Source organism: Pseudomonas sp. GW823-FHT01D03, from assembly GCF_058798255.1.
Map to the genome: position 1 here is coordinate 624,476 of NZ_JBXAKK010000001.1, position 18,515 is coordinate 642,990.

16 protein-coding genes are annotated in these 18,515 nt (G+C 62.0%); 11 read left to right on the forward strand and 5 right to left on the reverse strand.

All coding sequences use genetic code 11. From position 1 onward, the window contains the following. Positions 1–128: 128 nt before the first annotated feature. From AC1RBR_RS02710 to AC1RBR_RS02750, 9 genes are all read left to right on the forward strand, one after another. Entirely contained in the window at positions 129–746 is a 618-nt protein-coding gene (locus AC1RBR_RS02710; protein WP_492562873.1) for an NUDIX domain-containing protein, read from the forward strand. Next, positions 737–1,189, forward strand: coding sequence for a DUF1249 domain-containing protein (locus AC1RBR_RS02715; RefSeq protein WP_007967395.1), 453 nt, complete (start codon positions 737–739; stop codon positions 1,187–1,189). The genes AC1RBR_RS02710 and AC1RBR_RS02715 overlap by 10 nt, the downstream gene beginning before the upstream one ends. A 99-nt stretch (positions 1,190–1,288) precedes the next feature. After that, entirely contained in the window at positions 1,289–2,104 is an 816-nt protein-coding gene (gene cpdA, locus AC1RBR_RS02720) for a 3',5'-cyclic-AMP phosphodiesterase (RefSeq protein ID WP_492562874.1), read from the forward strand. A gap of 169 nt (positions 2,105–2,273) precedes the next feature. Next, the gene (locus AC1RBR_RS02725; protein ID WP_095138099.1) at positions 2,274–2,882 is read left to right on the forward strand and encodes a YqiA/YcfP family alpha/beta fold hydrolase; all 609 of its coding nucleotides are present in this window, start codon (positions 2,274–2,276) and stop codon (positions 2,880–2,882) included. Between the two features lie 42 nt (positions 2,883–2,924). Continuing rightward, entirely contained in the window at positions 2,925–4,832 is a 1,908-nt protein-coding gene (gene parE, locus AC1RBR_RS02730; RefSeq protein WP_095138100.1) for a DNA topoisomerase IV subunit B, read from the forward strand. After that, entirely contained in the window at positions 4,832–5,821 is a 990-nt protein-coding gene (locus tag AC1RBR_RS02735) for an esterase-like activity of phytase family protein (RefSeq protein ID WP_115985388.1), read from the forward strand. The genes parE and AC1RBR_RS02735 overlap by 1 nt, the downstream gene beginning before the upstream one ends. Continuing rightward, a complete protein-coding gene (locus AC1RBR_RS02740) occupies positions 5,818–6,342 on the forward strand; it encodes a TIGR02281 family clan AA aspartic protease (protein WP_166496009.1) in 525 nt (174 codons plus the stop codon). The genes AC1RBR_RS02735 and AC1RBR_RS02740 overlap by 4 nt, the downstream gene beginning before the upstream one ends. Before the next feature lie 7 nt (positions 6,343–6,349). Continuing rightward, positions 6,350–8,623, forward strand: a complete 2,274-nt coding sequence (gene parC, locus AC1RBR_RS02745) for a DNA topoisomerase IV subunit A (RefSeq protein WP_095138103.1) — start codon at positions 6,350–6,352, stop codon at positions 8,621–8,623. A 168-nt stretch (positions 8,624–8,791) separates the two neighbouring features. Then, positions 8,792–9,502 carry a PqiC family protein gene (locus tag AC1RBR_RS02750; RefSeq protein ID WP_115985390.1) on the forward strand — a complete coding sequence of 237 codons (711 nt, stop codon included), beginning with the start codon at positions 8,792–8,794 and terminating at the stop codon, positions 9,500–9,502. 253 nt (positions 9,503–9,755) lie between these two features. Here the strand turns inward: AC1RBR_RS02750 and AC1RBR_RS02755 are convergent, their stop codons facing one another. Then, positions 9,756–11,270 (reverse strand): AhpA/YtjB family protein, encoded by a 1,515-nt coding sequence (locus AC1RBR_RS02755; protein WP_492562875.1) that lies wholly within the window; start codon positions 11,268–11,270, stop codon positions 9,756–9,758. 134 nt (positions 11,271–11,404) lie between these two features. On the opposite strand from AC1RBR_RS02755, the gene serB reads away from it, so the two are divergent. Then, on the forward strand, positions 11,405–12,619 hold the full coding sequence (gene serB, locus AC1RBR_RS02760; RefSeq protein ID WP_007967407.1) for a phosphoserine phosphatase SerB: 1,215 nt from the start codon (positions 11,405–11,407) through the stop codon (positions 12,617–12,619). A gap of 135 nt (positions 12,620–12,754) precedes the next feature. Here the strand turns inward: serB and AC1RBR_RS02765 are convergent, their stop codons facing one another. Further along, on the reverse strand, positions 12,755–14,509 hold the full coding sequence (locus AC1RBR_RS02765; protein WP_492562876.1) for a cyclic-di-GMP receptor FimW-related protein: 1,755 nt from the start codon (positions 14,507–14,509) through the stop codon (positions 12,755–12,757). A gap of 220 nt (positions 14,510–14,729) precedes the next feature. Here AC1RBR_RS02765 and AC1RBR_RS02770 point away from each other — a divergent pair, with 220 nt between their 5' ends. Further along, positions 14,730–15,131, forward strand: a complete 402-nt coding sequence (locus AC1RBR_RS02770) for a lectin OAA family protein (RefSeq protein ID WP_492562878.1) — start codon at positions 14,730–14,732, stop codon at positions 15,129–15,131. A gap of 60 nt (positions 15,132–15,191) precedes the next feature. Here the strand turns inward: AC1RBR_RS02770 and asd are convergent, their stop codons facing one another. Genes asd through AC1RBR_RS02785 form a run of 3 tightly spaced genes read right to left on the reverse strand, consistent with a single transcriptional unit; the run spans position 15,192 to position 18,468 of the window. Further along, the gene (gene asd, locus AC1RBR_RS02775; protein WP_492562880.1) at positions 15,192–16,052 is read right to left on the reverse strand and encodes an archaetidylserine decarboxylase; all 861 of its coding nucleotides are present in this window, start codon (positions 16,050–16,052) and stop codon (positions 15,192–15,194) included. A gap of 19 nt (positions 16,053–16,071) precedes the next feature. Next, a complete protein-coding gene (rhdA, locus tag AC1RBR_RS02780) occupies positions 16,072–16,887 on the reverse strand; it encodes a thiosulfate sulfurtransferase (protein WP_492562882.1) in 816 nt (271 codons plus the stop codon). Between the two features lie 42 nt (positions 16,888–16,929). Then, positions 16,930–18,468: an HDOD domain-containing protein gene (locus AC1RBR_RS02785; protein ID WP_492562884.1), complete on the reverse strand. Its 1,539-nt coding sequence runs from the start codon at positions 18,466–18,468 to the stop codon at positions 16,930–16,932. Positions 18,469–18,515: the final 47 nt, after the last annotated feature.

Genomic DNA, 18,515 nt, shown 5'->3' on the forward strand with positions numbered 1-18,515 from the left:
CCACCGTCCATCCCGCTGACGGTAAAGGGGCTGCATCAAACCGTTCGGGCGCGTTAGGATGGCGCGAAGTCGAGGTTGCCACTCACGCAAGGCAGCCTCGTAATGGAATTGCAGTAAAGAGGATGCTCATGACTGATTTTGCCAACGCCATTCCGACCGCCGTGGATATCGTGCGGCGCGAAAAATGCTACGAGGGCTTTTACAAGCTCGACCGTGTTCACCTGCGCCATGAATTGTTCGCCGGTGGCATGAGCCGCGAAATCAACCGTGAAGTCTTCGTCCGCCACGATGCCGTGTGCATGCTGCCGTACGATCCACAGCGCGACGAAGTGGTGCTGATCGAGCAGTTTCGCATCGGCGCCATGGGCAAGACCGACAACCCGTGGCTGGTCGAACTGGTCGCCGGTCTGATCGACAAGGATGAGCAACCGGAAGAAGTTGCTCACCGTGAGGCGCAGGAGGAAGCTGGACTGGACATCAAGGCCCTGTGGCCGATGACCAAATACTTTCCGTCGCCGGGCGGCAGCAACGAATTCGTGCATTTGTACCTGGGGCGTTGCAGCACCGAAGGCGTAGGCGGCCTGCATGGGCTGGAGGAAGAAGCAGAAGATATCCGCGTCACGGTCTGGGCCTTTGAAGATGCCTTGCAGGCCGTGCGTGACGGACGCATTGCCAACGCGGCGAGCATCATCGCCTTGCAATGGCTGGCGCTGAACCGCGCCGAAGTGAGGGGGTTATGGTCGTAAACAAGCTGCGCGATCGCTATCGAGTCGACCTCGCCGGGCTGCAAGCCGCCTGCGAGGCCAACTACGCGCGCCTGATGCGACTGGTGCCGGACATGCGCAACGACCCCGAGGCGCGGCGCATCGCCGTGACCCAGGGCGAGCAGATGCTCGGCGTGCTGGCCCTCGAAGTGCTGCAGACCTGTCCGTACACCACCACTTTGCAGGTGCGTCAGGAACACAGTTTGCCGTGGCTGCCGGTGCCACAACTGGAAGTGCAGGTCTACCACGATGCGCGGATGGCCGAAGTGATCAGCGCCGAGCATGCACGACGCTTTCGCGGCATCTATCCTTACCCGAACGCCGCGATGCATCAGCCGGATGAAAAGGCCCAACTCAATCTGTTCCTGGGGGAATGGCTGAGCCATTGTCTGGCCCTGGGGCACGAGTACGAAGTCGTACGCTAGTTGTGAACTGCGTCCGGTTCGCCGGTTTCCCCTTTGCGTCATCCCCCAGCATAATTGCGGCACTCAACCGATTCCGTGCTTTTGCCCTGGGAGAACGCCTTGCCGAGCGTATCCACATTGACCACCGCCGATCCGGCGTTGCTGGTGCAGTTATCCGACAGTCATCTGTTCGCCGAGGCGCACGGCACACTGCTGGGCATGAACACCCGCGAGAGCCTGCAAAAGGTCATCGAGTTGGTGCTGGGGCAGCAGCCGCAGATCGATCTGATGCTGGCCACTGGCGATATCTCTCAGGACGGCACGCTGGAGTCATATCAGCTGTTTCGCCAGATGAGCGCGCAGATCGATGCACCGGCGCGCTGGATTCCCGGCAATCACGATGAACCGCTGATCATGGCGGAGGCCACGGTGCAAAGCGCTCTGCTGGAGTCGGTGGTCGATATCGGCAACTGGCGCGTGACCCTGCTCGATTCGGCGGTGCCGGGTTCCGTGCCGGGGTATCTGCAGGACGATCAGTTGCAGTTGCTGGCGCGCTCATTGAGCGAAGCCCCGGAGCGCCATCATCTGGTGTGCTTCCACCATCATCCGGTGTCGATCGGATGCCCGTGGATGGAGCCGATCGGTTTGCGCAATCCCGAGGCCTTTTTCGACGTGCTGGACCGTTTCCCGCAGGCCCGCGCGGTGCTGTGGGGGCATGTGCATCAGGAAATCGACCGCGAACGCAATGGCGTGCGGCTGATGGCCTCGCCATCGACCTGCATTCAGTTCGAACCGGGCAGTCACGACTTCAAGGTCGGTGAGCAGGCGCCGGGTTATCGCTGGTTGCGGCTGCTGCCGGACGGGCGGCTGGAAACTGGCGTCGAGCGCGTTACCGACTTCCAATTCACCGTCGATTACGGCTCCAACGGTTACTGAAAACCGAGTCGCGCCCTTCGCGAGCAAGCCCGCTCCCACAAAGGATCTGTGCCGTTCGCAAATCCCTTGTGGGAGCGGGCTTGCTCGCGAAGGCGTCCCTACAAACACCCACGATCCCCCTGACTCCCTGTAAACTCCGCTATCTTTCGCCGACACCCAGGGAGCTCCAATGTCCGGTTCGATCCTCTATATCCACGGTTTCAACAGCGCGCCGGCCTCGAAAAAGGCCTGTCAGTTGGTCGAGGTGATGGAACGGCTGGGTTTGAGCGACCAGTTGCGTGTCCCGGCGCTGCATCACCACCCGCGTGAAGCCATCGGTCAGTTGCAGCAGGCGATTGCCGAGCTGGGCCGGCCGTTGCTGGTGGGAAGCTCACTCGGCGGCTACTATGCGACTCACCTGGCTGAGCGCCACGGCTTGAAAGCCCTGCTGGTCAACCCGGCGGTCAGCCCGCACCGGATGTTCGACGGCTACCTGGGCACGCAGCAAAACCTGTATACCAATGAGACCTGGGAACTGACCCACGACCATGTAACCGCCCTGGCCGAGCTGGAAGTGCCGGCGCCCGTGGATGCACAGCGTTATCAGGTGTGGTTGCAGACCGGCGATGAAACACTGGATTATCGCCTCGCCCAGCAGTATTACCGGGCCTGTGCCCTGCGCATTCAGGCCGGCGGCGACCATGGTTACCAGGGTTTTGCCGGGCAATTGCCGGCGTTGCTGAGTTTTGCCGGCATTGGCGCCGATTTGTATCAGGCAATCGATTTCACCGCACTGTGAAGTCTTGCCCTTTTTTCATTGAATCACTGACGACGAGACCCTATGGCCACTCCCAGCGCTAGCTCTTATAACGCCGACGCCATCGAAGTCCTCTCGGGCCTCGACCCGGTGCGCAAACGCCCCGGCATGTACACCGACACCAGTCGGCCGAACCACCTCGCCCAGGAAGTCATCGACAACAGTGTCGACGAAGCCCTGGCCGGCCACGCCAAATCGGTGCAGGTCATTCTGCACGCCGATCACTCGCTGGAAGTCAGCGACGACGGTCGCGGCATGCCGGTCGACATTCACCCGGAAGAGGGCGTGTCGGGTGTCGAGCTGATCCTCACCAAGCTGCATGCGGGCGGCAAGTTTTCCAACAAGAATTACCAGTTCTCCGGCGGTCTGCACGGGGTGGGTATTTCCGTGGTCAACGCCCTGTCGACCGAGGTCCGGGTGCGCGTGAAGCGTGACGGCAACGAATACCAGATGACCTTCAAGGATGGCTTCAAGGCCACCGAGCTGGAAATCGTCGGCACCGTCGGCAAGCGCAACACCGGCACCAGCGTGTACTTCGCGCCGGATCCGAAATACTTCGATTCACCGAAATTCTCCATCAGCCGCCTCAAGCACGTGCTCAAGGCCAAGGCTGTGCTGTGCCCGGGGCTGCTGGTCAGCTTCGAAGACAAAGGCACCGGCGAGAAAGTCGAATGGCATTACGAAGACGGTCTGCGCTCCTATCTGGTGGACGCAGTCAGCGAATTCGAACGCCTGCCGGACGAGCCGTTCTGCGGCAGCCTCGCCGGTAATAAAGAAGCGGTGGACTGGGCACTGCTGTGGTTGCCGGAAGGTGGCGACGCGGTGCAGGAAAGTTACGTCAACCTGATCCCGACGGCGCAGGGCGGTACCCACGTCAACGGTCTGCGTCAGGGCTTGCTCGATGCGATGCGCGAGTTCTGCGAATTCCGCAGCCTGCTGCCACGCGGCGTGAAGCTGGCGCCGGAAGACGTCTGGGAGCGCATCGCTTTCGTACTGTCGATGAAAATGCAGGAACCGCAATTCTCCGGTCAGACCAAAGAGCGTCTGTCGTCCCGTGAAGCGGCGGCGTTTGTCTCCGGGGTGGTCAAGGACGCCTTCAGCCTGTGGCTCAACGCCAACCCGGAAACCGGTCTGGCGCTGGCCGAACTGGCGATCAACAACGCCGGTCGCCGCTTGAAAGCGAGTAAAAAGGTCGAGCGTAAACGCGTTACCCAAGGCCCTGCGCTGCCGGGCAAACTGGCCGACTGCGCGGGTCAGGATCCGATGCGTTCCGAGCTGTTCCTGGTCGAAGGTGATTCCGCCGGCGGTTCCGCCAAGCAAGCGCGGGACAAGGAATTCCAGGCGATCCTGCCGTTGCGCGGCAAGATCCTCAACACCTGGGAAGTCGACGGCAGCGAAGTGCTCGCCAGCCAGGAAGTGCACAACATCGCCGTGGCCATCGGGGTCGATCCGGGTGCGGCAGACATGAGTCAGCTGCGCTACGGCAAAATCTGCATCCTCGCCGACGCCGACTCCGACGGTCTGCACATTGCGACCTTGCTCTGCGCGTTGTTCGTCCAGCATTTCCGCCCGCTGGTGGATGCCGGTCACGTCTACGTGGCGATGCCGCCGCTGTACCGCATCGACCTCGGCAAAGAGATTTACTACGCCCTCGACGAAGCGGAGCGCGACGGGATTCTTGATCGTCTGGTGGCCGAGAAGAAACGCGGCAAACCGCAGGTCACTCGATTCAAAGGTCTGGGTGAAATGAACCCGCCGCAGTTGCGTGAAACCACCATGGACCCGAACACCCGGCGTCTGGTGCAACTGACCCTGGGCGAGGATTTTGCCGAGACCTCGGAAATGATGGACATGCTGCTGGCGAAGAAACGCGCCGGCGACCGCAAGACCTGGCTCGAATCCAAAGGCAACCTCGCCGAGGTGCTGGCCTGATGCGGTTTGGCTGGGCCTTGGCGGGTGTGTTGCTGCTGAGTGCGATGAGTGTGTCGGCGGAGCCGTTGCAGGAATTGCGCGTGCTCTCCGAACACCCGGTCGTCGGCATGCGCGGCGGCAACCTGTCGGGGCTGGCCATGTGTGGCAGCGAGTTGTGGACGGTGTCGGATCGCGATGACGACCAGATCTATCGGCTCAATACCGCCGATCAGGTCTGGCAGGCCGAGGCTTTGCACATCGACGTGCCTCTGGTGCCGGAGACCGGTTTGCCGTGGGGATTACGCTCGCGCAATTGGGCCGCGTCGTTCGTGCGCGGTGGCGATCTGGATTTCGAGGGCATCAGCTGCGACAGCGCCGGCAATCGCTACATTGTCAGCGAGGGCCACGCGGCGGTCTTGCAGGTGCCCGTCAGCGGCCCGGTCAACTGGCTGAAGATTTCGCCGATGATGGTTCGCGAAGCGCGGGCCAGTGGCATGCTCCTGCATTTCAATGCGATCTTCGAAGGTCTGGCGATCAACCCGGCGGGTGATCAGATGTGGCTGGCCGGCGAACGGCAAAACCGGGGCTTGCTATTGATCAAGCGTCAGCAGACGGTGTGGGATTGCGACGGTCGTTGCGTGCTGCTCAGCGAAGGTGGCAAGGAGATGCAGCCGCCGCAGTTCCCGAAGGCCAGAGCGGTCGATCGCGACTTTTCCGACCTTTCGTTGTTCAACGGCAAATTGTTTACCCTTGAGCGCAACGCCTTCCAGATTTGTCGGCGCGATGCGCAGACCGCCAAGGTCGAGCGTTGCTGGTCGTACGCCGCTGAATTGTTGCAGGCCAACCGCCGTTACTCGCAGAACTTCGGGCTGGAAGAAGCGCTGATCGTTGACGCTGATGGTGCATGGGTCGGCGTCGACAATAATTTCGGCCCGCGGGCCGACGGTGAGGTTCGCCCGGTCGTTTGGCGCTTCGCCGCGCCTGAAGGTGGCTGGAGCGCCAAACCGTGAGTCAGCAACCGCCGGGCAAGCGCGCCGGCCGGGTGTTGATGATTCTGGCCTGGTGCGCGGGGCTGTTTCTGGCCACGCGGTTTTTCGGCCAGTGGGAAGAGCGTCAGCAGAATCCGAACGTGGTGGTCACGTCCGAGCAGCATGGCGGCGTGATCGAAGTAAGGCTGGCCGGCAACGCCCAAGGGCATTTTGTCGCCAGTGGCCAGATCAACGGTGAGCCGGTGGAGTTCATGCTCGACACCGGCGCGACCGATGTGGCGATCCCGGCGGATCTGGCCAAGCGGTTGAAACTGGAAGAAGGTTTCGGTGTGACCCTGAGCACGGCCAACGGCCTGAGCCAGGGCTACCGGACAAAGATCGACCGCCTGCAACTGGGCGACATCGTGCTGCGGGATGTCCGCGCACTGGTGGCGCCGGGGCTGCATGGCGATCAGGTGCTGCTCGGCATGAGTGCCCTGAACAAACTTGAATTCACCCAGCGCGGTGGCACCATGCTGCTGCGCCAGACAACGAACCGATGAGGCCCGCATGAGCGACTCCCTTGATCTCAGCCTGGACGGTGTAGAACGCCGCTCGCTGGCTGACTTCACCGAAAATGCCTACCTCAACTACTCCATGTACGTGATCATGGACCGTGCCCTGCCGCATATCGGCGACGGCCTGAAACCGGTACAGCGGCGTATCGTCTACGCCATGAGCGAGCTGGGGCTGGACGCCGATTCCAAGCACAAGAAATCGGCGCGTACCGTCGGTGACGTGCTCGGCAAGTTCCACCCGCACGGCGACTCGGCGTGTTACGAAGCGATGGTGCTGATGGCCCAGCCGTTCAGTTATCGCTACACGCTGGTCGACGGCCAGGGCAACTGGGGTGCGCCGGACGATCCGAAGTCCTTCGCCGCCATGCGTTACACCGAAGCACGTCTGTCGCGCTATTCCGAAGTGCTGCTCAGCGAGCTGGGCCAGGGCACGGCCGACTGGGGCCCGAATTTCGACGGTACCCTGCAGGAACCGCTGGTGTTGCCGGCACGTTTGCCGAACATCCTGCTCAACGGTACCACTGGCATTGCCGTGGGCATGGCCACCGACGTGCCGCCGCACAACCTGCGCGAAGTCGCCACTGCTTGCGTGCGTCTGCTCGATGAGCCGAAAGCCACGGTCGAACAGCTCTGCGAACACATTCAAGGCCCGGACTATCCGACCGAAGCGGAAATCATCACGCCGCGTGCCGACCTGCTGAAAATGTACGAAACCGGCAAGGGCTCGGTACGCATGCGCGCCGTGTACCACGTCGAGGACGGCGACATCATCGTCACCGCGCTGCCGCACCAGGTCTCCGGGGCCAAAGTGCTGGAGCAGATCGCTGCGCTGATGCAGGCCAAGCCGTCGAAAGCACCGCAGATCGCTGACCTGCGTGATGAATCCGACCACGAAAACCCGTGCCGCATCGTGATCATTCCGGTCAACAGCCGCGTCGATCACCAAGCGCTGATGCAGCACCTGTTCGCCAGCACCGAGCTGGAGTCGACCTACCGGGTCAACGTCAACATCATCGGTCTGGACGGCAAGCCGCAGCTGAAGAACCTGCGGGCATTGCTGGTCGAATGGCTGGAATTCCGCGTGCTGACCGTGCGTCGCCGCCTGCAATTCCGCCTCGACAAGGTCGAGCGTCGCCTGCACCTGTTGGACGGTTTGCTGATCGCTTACCTCAACCTGGATGAAGTGATCCACATCATCCGCACCGAGGAGCACCCGAAAGCCAAGCTGATCGAGCGTTTCGCCCTCAGCGAGATCCAGGCCGACTACATCCTCGACACCCGCCTGCGGCAGTTGGCGCGTCTGGAAGAGATGAAGCTGCGCGACGAGCAGGATGAACTGCTCAAGGAACAAGCCAAGCTCCAAGCCCTGCTGGGCAGCGAAGCCAAGCTGAAGAAGCTGGTGCGCACCGAGCTGCTCAAAGACGCTGAAACCTACGGCGATGACCGTCGTTCGCCAATCGTCGAGCGCGCTGAAGCGAAAGCGCTGACCGAACACGATCTGCTGCCGAACGAGAAAGTCACCGTCGTGCTGTCGGAAAAAGGCTGGATCCGTTCGGCCAAAGGTCATGACATCGATGCCACCGGCCTGTCGTACAAGGCTGGGGACGGCTTCAAGACCTCGGCGGCGGGGCGTTCCAACCAGTCTGCCGTGGTGATTGACTCCACGGGCCGCAGCTATTCGGTCGCCGCGCATACGTTGCCGTCGGCCCGTGGCCAGGGCGAGCCGCTGACCGGCCGTCTGACCCCGCCACCGGGCGCGACCTTCGAATGCGTGCTGATGCCGGAAGACGATGCGTTGTACGTGATCGCCTCCGATGCCGGTTACGGCTTCGTGGTCAAAGGCGAAGACCTGCAAGCCAAGAACAAGGCCGGTAAAGCCCTGTTGAGCTTGCCGAACAACGCCAAGGTGATCGCGCCGCGTCCAGTGGCCGATCGTGAGCAGAACTGGCTGGCTTCGGTCACGACCGAAGGTCGCCTGCTGATCTTCAAAATCAGCGATCTGCCACAATTAGGGAAGGGCAAAGGCAACAAGATCATCGGGATCTCCGGTGAACGCGTGGCCAGTCGCGAAGAATATGTCACGGACATCGCCGTGCTTCCGGAAGGCGCCACTCTGGTGCTGCAGGCCGGAAAACGGACCCTGTCGCTGAAAGCCGACGACCTCGAACACTACAAAGGTGAACGTGGCCGTCGTGGCAATAAGCTGCCAAGGGGCTTCCAGCGGGTCGATGCGCTGCTCGTCGAAAACCTCAATCAGGCGTCCTAGAGAGCTCGATCTACGATTTAACGCGTAGATCGACGCTTTGGCGCTGGAGTCGGAACGCATATTCACGGATGATATGGCCTTTCCAAGCGCCGGCGTGGCCGAGCGTTCTTCATATTTATTGAGTATTTTCACTGTGGTCAGCCTTGTGGCGGCCACCTGGACGGGATGATGACTGCTCTGCGCCCCCTTATTTTCCTGCTCGCCGGCGTTTTGGGCCTGGCGGGTTGCAGCGTTCACCAGCCGGTGTCGCTGTATCAGCTGGACAGCGGAAGTCCGGCTCAGCCTGCGCAAAGCACAGGCATGGCGGTTTTGTTGGGTCCGGTAGTCATTGCTGATTACCTGCAACGTGAAACTTTGCTGCAACGTCAACCGGACGGCAGCCTGCAAGCCTCGACCGACGGTCGCTGGGCGGGCAGCCTTTCGTCGGATATCGATCAATTGCTGATGCGTCAGGTGGCCGGTCATCTGGACAGCCAGCGTGTGGTATTGGCACCCGCCACTCTGGGGTTTGCCCCGGATGTGCAGGTATTGCTGACCATCACGCGTCTGGACTCCGGTGAGAAACAACCGGCGATCCTCGATGCGCAATGGCGTCTGATCGACCGTCGTGGGCAGGTGCGCGACAACCGCATCGTTCATCTGCAGGAGCTGCATGCCGGCACCACGGCTTCGCAGGTGCAGGCTCAAGGCATTCTGCTGCAGCGTCTGGCCGAGCAGTTGTCGGTGGCGCTCAAGCCACTGGCCAACCAGCCTCCAGTGGCCGAGGCACCGCGTAAGGCGGCGCCAAAACCGGCAGCGCCGGCCACGGAAGCCGAGAAGCAGCCGAAGATTCCGATGGCATCGCCGATTCGTACCGATATGGAAGTGTTCCGCTTCTGAGTGTGGTTTGAGTCAAAACAAAGCCCGCCTTGTGCGGGCTTTGTTGTGTCTGGGGGCTGGAGGACAGTTGTCGTCAGTGCTGATGCCTTCGCGAGCAAGCCCGCTCCCACATTTGATCAGCGGCGGGCACACACCCTGTGGGAGCGGGCTTGCTCGCGAAGGGGCCGGAACAGGCGCCATAAAAGATCGCAGGCAACAAAAAAGCCCGCAGACGATCGCTCGTCTGCGGGCTTCTGTGTTTCAGGCCTAAGGCTTACGCCCGGCGCTCATGCATCCGCGCCAGTTGTCGCTCAAGCATCGACGGATACGGCTCCATCAAGCGCTCGACACAGCAAGCGCCTTCCGGGCTGGCGATCGGACGGATCCGCGCACGCTGGCGAATCAGCGCGTCGTCACCGATCTTGCGCTCGACCAGCAGCAGGTTGCGGCTGTGTTGCGACAGGGCCAGTGCATCCTGAGCCGAATCGGTCAGCAGCAGGTCGATCTGGCTCAGGCCGAACAATTCGTCGCCCAGGGTCAGGCCCAGTTGCAATTGCAGGGTGATGCCGCTGTCGGCGACTTCGATCTGCAACTGATGGCCCAGCGCCCGCAGCAACTCGCCGCAGCAGATGGCGTTGGTCAGGTAGTCGTCACCGCTGTCTTCGGTGTGGAACAGCATCAGTGTGCTGCCATCGTTCAGGGTTTCGATTTCGCCCTGATACAGCGAAGCGGCCTGATCGAGACAATCGCGATAGCGCTCCAGCAACTCTTCCAGACGGGCCCGCGGCAGGCGACGCAGTTGCTCTTGCGAACCCAGCTGGATCGCCAGCACCGCACTGTGTTGCGGCACGCTCGGGTTCGCTTTACGCGGCACCGGAACAGCTTCGGTCAGCGACTCGTCGCGCAGATCGGCAAACGGGTCTTCGTCGTCATCATCGTCTTCAACCGTGCTGACCACGTGGCGCGGTGCCGGTTTTTGCGCGGCCATCGGGCGGGTTTCGTCAAAGCTCGGGTCACGCAGGTTGCGCACTTCGAACTCTGGCTCATCTTCGTCTTCGAACTCGGGTTCCGGCTCGGGCTCGGGTTCCGGTGCAGGCTCCGGGGCAAAGTTGGCGTGCAGCTGACGCGCCAGATCGCCGATTTCGTCCTGACGATCTATGCCCGGCGTGTGTTCGTCGATGCGCCGCAGCCAGACGCGCAATTGCAGCAACGGCGTCGACAGGTAGCGACCCATGCGCAGGCTCAAGGCCAGCGACAGCGCCAACAGAATCGCACTGAGAATGCCCATGCTTTGCAGGCTGATGGTCATCGGCTGCTGGAACTGATCCATGTCCAGGCTGATGCGCAGCTGCCCGGCGGTCACGTCCTGGAAGGTGATCTTGCTCTCGTACATGCCTTCGGCTTCGCCCAGCAGGCTGTGCTTGGGGCGCTGACCGGACTCGGCGAGGATGCGGTTATCCACGCTATAGATAGCCGCGTGGGCCACCAGCTTGTTCTTGGTCAGGTTGTTGAGCAGCACGTTGAGGCTGAGGATGTCGTTGGACACCAACAGTTCCGTGGCGGAAGTGGCGGTCTGCGTGGTCAGGCTTTCACCCAGCGCATCGGCCTGCTCGTGCATGGCCTGCTTGAACTGCAAGCCCATCACTCCGGCATAGATCACCAGGGCCAGAGCGACCAGGATCACGTTATGGCTGGCAATGCGCAATGCAATCGGTACACGGCGATGGCGCAGTGCACGGAAGATCAGCAGGAAGAAGTTATCGGTTTTAACTGGCGTGGGCCGGTTCACTGAGCTCGGCTCTTTTGTCCGTGAAGTTGACGCGCAGTATAGCGACAGGCCCTAGACCGGCAAAGCGCTCGCGGTGCCCGATGGTCACTGAAAGTGGGTAGAATGCGGTTTTTTTCCAGTTGCGGGGGTGCGCGTTGCGCGAAATCGTCCTGATTAACATCACGGGAGTCGACCGTCCGGGTCTGACTGCGGCCATTACCGGCGTTCTGGCACAAGGTGGTGTGAATATTCTCGACATCGGTCAGGCGGTGATCCACGACACCCTGTCGTTCGGCATCCTGGTGGAAATTCCCGATTCCGAGCAGGGCAAAGCCGTGCTCAAGGACATCCTGTTCAAGGGCTACGAGCTCGACCAGCAGGTGCGCTTCACCCCGGTGTCCGAAGAGGATTACCAGCAGTGGGTGGGCAATCAGGGCAAGAAACGCCACATCGTCACCCTGTTGACCCGCAAAGTGACCGCCGGCCAATTGCAGGCGGTCAGCTCGATCACTGCCAAATATGGCTTGAACATCGACCATATCGACCGTCTGTCGGGTCGCATGCCGCTGGACACTCCAGCCGACAAGGGCAAGGGCTGCATCGAGTTCTCCGTGCGTGGCGAAGCGGCGGATCCGCAGGCTCTGCGCGCCGAATTCCTCAGCGTCGCGCAGGAGCTGAACGTCGACATCGCCTTCCAGGAAGATTCGCTGTTCCGGCGCAACCGGCGTCTGGCGGTGTTCGACATGGACTCGACCCTGATCGAAGCCGAAGTCATCGACGAACTGGCGAAGGCTGCTGGTGTTGGCGAGCAAGTGTCGGCGATCACCGAGCGCGCGATGGCCGGCGAACTGGATTTCCGCGCCAGCTTCAAAGAGCGTCTGGCGTTGCTCAAAGGCCTGGATGTCAGCGTGCTGGACTCGATCGGCGCTTCGCTGCGCCTGACCGAAGGCGCCGAAACCCTGTTCGCCGAACTCAAGCGCCTGGGCTACAAGACCGCGATCCTGTCCGGCGGCTTCACGTACTTCGCCAAGCAGTTGCAGGCCAAACTCGGCATCGACTACGTGTTCGCCAACGAACTGGAAGTGGTCGATGGCAAGTGCACCGGCGTGGCGATCGAGCCGATTGTCGATGCGCAGCGCAAGGCTGACCTGTTGAAGGAGCTGGCGCACAAGGAAGGCTTGCGTCTGGAGCAGACCATCGCCGTGGGCGACGGCGCGAATGACCTGCCAATGCTGGCGATTGCCGGGCTGGGTGTGGCGTTCCGCGCCAAGCCGCTGGTCAAGCAGTCGGCCAAGCAGGCGATTTCCACCCTTGGGCTGGATGGCGTGTTGTATCTGCTGGGCTTCCGCGATCGCGACGGGCAGCTCTGAGCCTGAGACGGCCTCTGTGGCGAGGGAGCTTGCTCCCGCTGGGGCGCGAAGCGGCCCCGCTCTTTGACTCAAGAGAGTGGGACTGCTGCGCAGTCCAGCGGGAGCAAGCTCCCTCGCCACAGTTTCTTTAAAGCTTTAAAGCGACTTCCACAACGAATCAAAATCCTCCTCGCCCCCGCCATTCTGCGCGGCCTCCAGCGAGCGATAGGCAAATTGATTGAAGCTGTGGGTGCTTGCCACCCGTCGATCCAGCCCGGCGCGGTGTTCTTCGCCGTGGGTGTTGATCAGCACTTTATTGCCTTCCTGAAATGGCAGACGCGGTGCGAGCAAGGTCGCGGGCAAGTCGATGGCGCTGATCTCCGGTAGCAATAAGCCGCGCAAATAATGGCTGTGATCATCCCGCGCACGCACCAGTTGCAAGCCGCAGGGCTCGGCATGCGGCGCCACCAGCTCGATGCCCATTTGCGGCCCGCTGCCGCGTACCTGACGGATCCAGCGCACCACCGCAATGCTCCAGCCCTGACTCGCACTGTCCTGAATCCCGACCATCTCCCCGGCCTGCAACTCGGCGGGCACCTCACCCGGCCAGCCCAGGCAATAACCACCGGGGCTGTGGTTGATCACCGGCAAGGCGTAGGTCGGGTAGTGCGGTGTGTGGTCGGCTGTGTTTTCGTCTTCACCGAGATGGTCGTACTGGATTTCCTCGTAGGGTAGAAATTCATCTGCATTGCTTTGCGGTGCGGCGTCGAAGGCCTGGCTCCAGCTGTCTTTTTCGCCCTGGACCACCACGCGACTGAAATTGGCCGCGCGAGCACCGGGATGTTTGAGCAGTTCGCTGAAGCTGCGTTCGCCGCCCAGGTAAAAGTGCAGGGCGCTCATGCCCACGCACACGGTCAGGCTGCCCTGACCTGCGGTGCGCTGAAAACTGCGCTCGGCGGCCTGGCCCCAACTGGCGTGCAAATGTTGCAGGGTGTCGAGGCTCAGTCCTGCCGGGACTGGCAGCGGCGTCGACGTTTCTTGCTGCAGTAAATGCGCTTCGATCACGTTCACCAGCGGTTGCGGATCGAAGCCCAGCAATGCGCCCTGTTGTTCTTTGCGAAACATGCTGCGGTAGCGCGGTCCGGCATCCAGTTCGGCACTGATGGCGAACAATCCATCCTGCGGACTGCCGGGATGCAATTTGAGCAAGGCACTCCACGGTTCCAGCACTTCGGCCAGCCGGGCGATCTGGTTCTGCCGCAGTTGATTGCAACGGGCGCTGCCCAGCAGCAGGGCGGCGATGTAGGTCTGTTCCAGGCTCAGCTCGCTGCTCAGGCTCGCCAGATCGTCATGCACCCGACGCTGTTGCAACTGCAAGGCGCAAGCGCAGCGATACAGCTGATGCAGCTCGAACCACAGATGTTCCGGCGGCGGACTGTATAGCTGCGTCGCCCGCAGCAGTTGCCCCTTGAGCGCATGCGCGGCGCGTTGCAGGGCCTGACTGACCAGTGCCGCACGATCCTTGTGATACTTGGGGACAATGCGCAGAACGATCTGCTTGTAGCCGATAGCCAGATGACTTTGCAGCGCCTGACACAGGTTGCTGATCTTGCGCGAGCGGTCATCGAGCATGATTGCCTGATGCAGGAAGTGCCGCTCCAGATGCTGGCAAACGAAGTAAACCTCGGGGCGCAGCAGCTCCAGGAGTTGCAGGCGATTGTCGCTGGGGGTGAGCAGTTGGTTGAGTTCGCCCAGGCCTTGATACAACTGGCGGGCGGTTTCGCCGATGTTGGCCTTGGGCAGGCCGGCGATCCAGCGCTTGAGGTCGCGCGGGGCGGCTTCACAGAACGACAGGCGCGTTTGCGTCGGGATCGGGGCGCGCAGGGAGGGTTGGGGGCGTGACTCACTCATGCCGTGATTGGCTCCAGCGGCGAAATTGGCAACACCAGGAACTCTAGCAGTTGTGGTCTGTTTCGCCGGATGGCGTCAGGCTTTTTGACCGCTGGTCTGCTGGCCGGATGCCATTCAACAAGCCCTACTAGTCTCTCAGACGTGCGATCGGAAACGCACGGTTGCACGGCCTGCCGTCAACCTCGGGCAGGTCTCCCGAAACTTCAAGGAGATGAGGTTCATGTCTAAATATGCAGTGGCAAATCAATGGGGCGGTAGTTCGGCACCGTGGCATCCGGGTGGGACCTGGGTGCTGGGCGGGCGGGACAACCAGCAAGTCGTCGCCATCGAGATCAAGTCAAGCGATGGCGGCAAAAGCTTCTCCGGCACCATGACTTACGCCGGCGAAGGCCCGATTGGCTTCAAGGCGCAGCGCACCGGTCAGAATCAATACAACGTCGAGAACCAGTGGGGTGGCAATGATGCCCCATGGCATCCGGGCGGCAAGTGGGTGATCGGTGGACGGGACAATCAGAACGTAGTCGCGTTGAGCGTCACTTCCAGCGATGGAGGGAAAAACCTCAGTGGCACCAATACCTACGCCAACGAAGGGCCGATCGGCTTCCGTGGACAGATAGAGTAACGGCGCCTCCCAGGTCGTGTCCGCCCCTTCACAGACGTGTGAAAGGGCGGATCAGCCGGCTCAGGCCGTCGGCAGGGCCAGGGCCTGGCCCATTTGCACTGGCGAACCCGCCACCAGTTCTTCGGCCCACTTCACCTGATCCGGGCCAAACAGCACGATCGCTGTCGAACCCAGCTTGAAGCGACCCAGCTCCGCGCCTTTTTCCAGATGAATCGGCGCACGGGCGGCTTCGTCGTAGCGGAAGGTTTTCAGTTCGCGCTTCGGTGGGGTGACCAGGCCGGCCCACACGGTTTCGATCGAAGCGACGATCATTGCGCCGACCAGCACCACGGCCATCGGCCCGCGCTCGGTGTCGAAAATGCACGCCACACGCTCGTTGCGGGCGAACAGCTCCGGAACGTTTTCCGCGGTGGTCTGGTTGACCGAGAAGATCCGGCCCGGGATGTAGACCATCTCGCGCAGAGTGCCGGCCAGCGGCATGTGCACGCGGTGGTAGTCCTTTGGCGACAGGTAAATGGTGGCGAAGTCGCCGCCCATGAACGGCGCCGCGTTGGACGCATCACCGCCGAGCAGTTCCAGCACGCTGAAGCTGTGGCCCTTGGCCTGGAACACGCGACCGTGTTCGATCGGGCCGAGCTGGCTGACCGCACCGTCGGCCGGGCTGAGAATCGCGCCCGGCGTCTGGTCCAGTGGCCGCGCGCCGTCTTTCAAGGCGCGGGTGAAAAAGGCGTTGAAATGCTCGTAGGCGGTCAGGTCTTCGACCAGCGCTTGCGACATGTCCACCTGATAACGCTTGGCGAACCACTGGGTGAAGGCATTCTTGAACCAGCGCACGCGGCACTCGGCAACGCAGCCGGCCAGGCGCGACAGCAGGTGATGAGGCAGCAGGTACTGGCTGAGGATAAACAGACGCTCTTTCATTAGTTGTCCTTAAAAAACCTTAAATCTCGACAGGCGTATCAGGGTGGTTGCCCCACTCGCCCCAGGAACCGGCGTAGCCCTTGACCCGCGGATAACCGAGGGACTTGGCCACCAGATAAGTGAAGCCCGACCGGTGATGGGTCTGGCAGTGGGTAATGATTTCTTTGTCCTTGGTGATCCCGAGGTCTTCGAGGATCTGCGGCATGTCCGTGCGAATCCGCAATTGACGCTCTTTGTCCATGCCCGCGGTCCACTCGAAGTTCACCGCACCGGGGATGTGTCCACCCTTGGCGGCCAGCACTTTCTCACCGGAATATTCCAGCGGCCCGCGGGCGTCCCAGATCGCTAGATCGGCGGCGCGGAGACGACTTTGCAGGTATTCGCGGGTTGCCGTCGGCTCGTCGTGCAGGGTCAGCGCCACCGGGCTGCCCACTGCAGGCGGTACCTGGATCGACATCGGCATGCCCGCTTCCAGCCATGCCGGCAAACCGCCGTCGACATAGTGGTATTTGTCATGACTGATCACGTCGAGCAGCCAGATGAAACGCCCGGCCCAGCCACCACCCTCATCGTCGTAGACCACGTAAACCGCGTCCGGACGATGCCCCAGCTCACCGAACAACGCCTCCAGATCGGCTTTGGCCGGCAGCAGCCCCGGCGCCGGCGGCTGGCCGAGCTGGGTGCGCTTGGGGTCGACAAAGCGTGCGCCGGGAAGGTGACCTTCGGCATAACGGGCAGGGCTGGTCAGATCCACCAGAATCAGTTCAGGGGAATCGAGACGCGGGAGCAGGTCGCTCGGCTCGATGACGAGCGGCAAGCCAGAGAAGTCAGACATGTGAGGTCTCCAGAGCACAAAGGGGGGGATTGTAGCGCAGCCTCATCGGCCACGGCTGCTAAAGCTGTGCAGGGCTTTTTCGATGCACTGCGCGGTTTTGCCAAAGGCTTGCACGGTGATGTCGGCGAACGGTCCGCCGCCCTGGTCGGCGACGACGATCATGATCACCCGGCCGTTATTGACCAGCGAGCGCAGGAACAGATGCTCGCCACGGAACAGCGCACGCAGGCCCGGCGGCAACAATGCGGAAAACTGTGCGTTGTTCTCGGGGTTGATCCGCACCTGTGCCTGCTGCGCGAGCAACCGTTGCAGGACTTTGCTCTGACTGACGACAAAATTCAGTGCGGTGGCTTCCTTCGGCAGGCCGAAGGTCTGGTGCACCCGCAGATTCGATTGCGTGCGGTCGGCCATCAGAAGCATCACCCGGCGCATGCCGCTGGCGACCAGCGCATCACGGGCGGCGACGGTCAGGCTCATGGCATTGGTGAAGCGGCTCGGCTCGGCCAGCAGTTCGGCGCATTGCCGGCGCCACTGCGTCAGATCCTCGGCATTCGGTGCCGCCGCCGGCAGCATCCCGGCCGGCAAGCGATGGGTGCCCCATGGCCACAATAACGACACCGCCGGGTGCCACAGATCGGGCATGGCATGCTGGCGCGCACTGTTGGCGGCTTGCTGGTGCAACTGCTGCTGCACTTCGTCCATCGAGATTTGCAGATAAAGGCTGGTCAGGTACTGCCAGCGTTCGCTGTGCGGACTGTCCCAGGCCTGTTGCGCCGACAGCGCCAGACCGTTGGCCAGCAACACGGTGTTGGCCGGCTGGTTGAGCCAGCGGCGCAGGGTCGGATCGTCGTCGAGGCGATTCTGCTGGCGCAACGGATGTTCGCTGTCGCGGGCGATGCGCAGTACTTTCACCAGTTCGCGCTGTTCGCTGAGCAGCAGTTTATAGCCCTGCTGCACCCAGATCGGCAGGTGCCAGACCTGCACCAGCGCCTCGGCGATCTTCAGCAGGCGTACGCCAAACAGTTGCTTCTCGACCGTGCGCGCCGATTCGCCCTTGTGGATAACCCGCAACTCCCACTCTTCGAGCAACTCTGGAAACGTCAGCGCCAGCGGCCATAACGGCGACAGAAACAACAGGCTGCCCCAGTGAATGTCCTGCCACAGGCGTGCGAGGCGGCTGGCGAAAAAACCGTTGGCCTGTTGTGTCGCGTGCTGGCTGATCATCTGCAGTTGGCGCAACGCCTTGGGGATCTGCATCTGCGGTTCGACCGGCAGACGCGCGAGCAATTCTTCGGTACGCGCCAGGCCCAGACGGTTGATCGCCACCTCGAGATTTTCCGCCGGAGCGGCCATGGTGCCGTGGGTGTGACGATTTGCCTCACGGATGATGCTCAAGGCCAGCGCCGGGCTGTCCTGCATCAGGTCGGCGATATCGCGCAACGAGCTGCGGTTGTCGCGGATCGCCCGGCAAACCTTGTCGTGAGCCTCTTGCGGCACGGGCAGGCGCACGCCATCGAGCAGTTTGACCCAGCCCTCGAGCGTGGTCGGTTTTGCGTGTGGGACGTTCGTTTCATTAGCCATGTCTGGACGAGATCTTCACTGACTGTAGACGCGCCCGGCATGGGCTA

Coding starts and splice junctions, on each gene's coding strand:
- AC1RBR_RS02710 (WP_492562873.1), top strand. CDS start 129: ATGACTGATTTTGCCAACGCCATTCCGACCGCCGTGGATATCGTGCGG.
- AC1RBR_RS02715 (WP_007967395.1), top strand. CDS start 737: ATGGTCGTAAACAAGCTGCGCGATCGCTATCGAGTCGACCTCGCCGGG.
- AC1RBR_RS02725 (WP_095138099.1), top strand. CDS start 2,274: ATGTCCGGTTCGATCCTCTATATCCACGGTTTCAACAGCGCGCCGGCC.
- parE (WP_095138100.1), top strand. CDS start 2,925: ATGGCCACTCCCAGCGCTAGCTCTTATAACGCCGACGCCATCGAAGTC.
- AC1RBR_RS02735 (WP_115985388.1), top strand. CDS start 4,832: ATGCGGTTTGGCTGGGCCTTGGCGGGTGTGTTGCTGCTGAGTGCGATG.
- parC (WP_095138103.1), top strand. CDS start 6,350: ATGAGCGACTCCCTTGATCTCAGCCTGGACGGTGTAGAACGCCGCTCG.
- AC1RBR_RS02750 (WP_115985390.1), top strand. CDS start 8,792: ATGACTGCTCTGCGCCCCCTTATTTTCCTGCTCGCCGGCGTTTTGGGC.
- AC1RBR_RS02765 (WP_492562876.1), bottom strand. CDS start 14,509: ATGAGTGAGTCACGCCCCCAACCCTCCCTGCGCGCCCCGATCCCGACG.
- AC1RBR_RS02770 (WP_492562878.1), top strand. CDS start 14,730: ATGTCTAAATATGCAGTGGCAAATCAATGGGGCGGTAGTTCGGCACCG.
- asd (WP_492562880.1), bottom strand. CDS start 16,052: ATGAAAGAGCGTCTGTTTATCCTCAGCCAGTACCTGCTGCCTCATCAC.
- rhdA (WP_492562882.1), bottom strand. CDS start 16,887: ATGTCTGACTTCTCTGGCTTGCCGCTCGTCATCGAGCCGAGCGACCTG.
- AC1RBR_RS02785 (WP_492562884.1), bottom strand. CDS start 18,468: ATGGCTAATGAAACGAACGTCCCACACGCAAAACCGACCACGCTCGAG.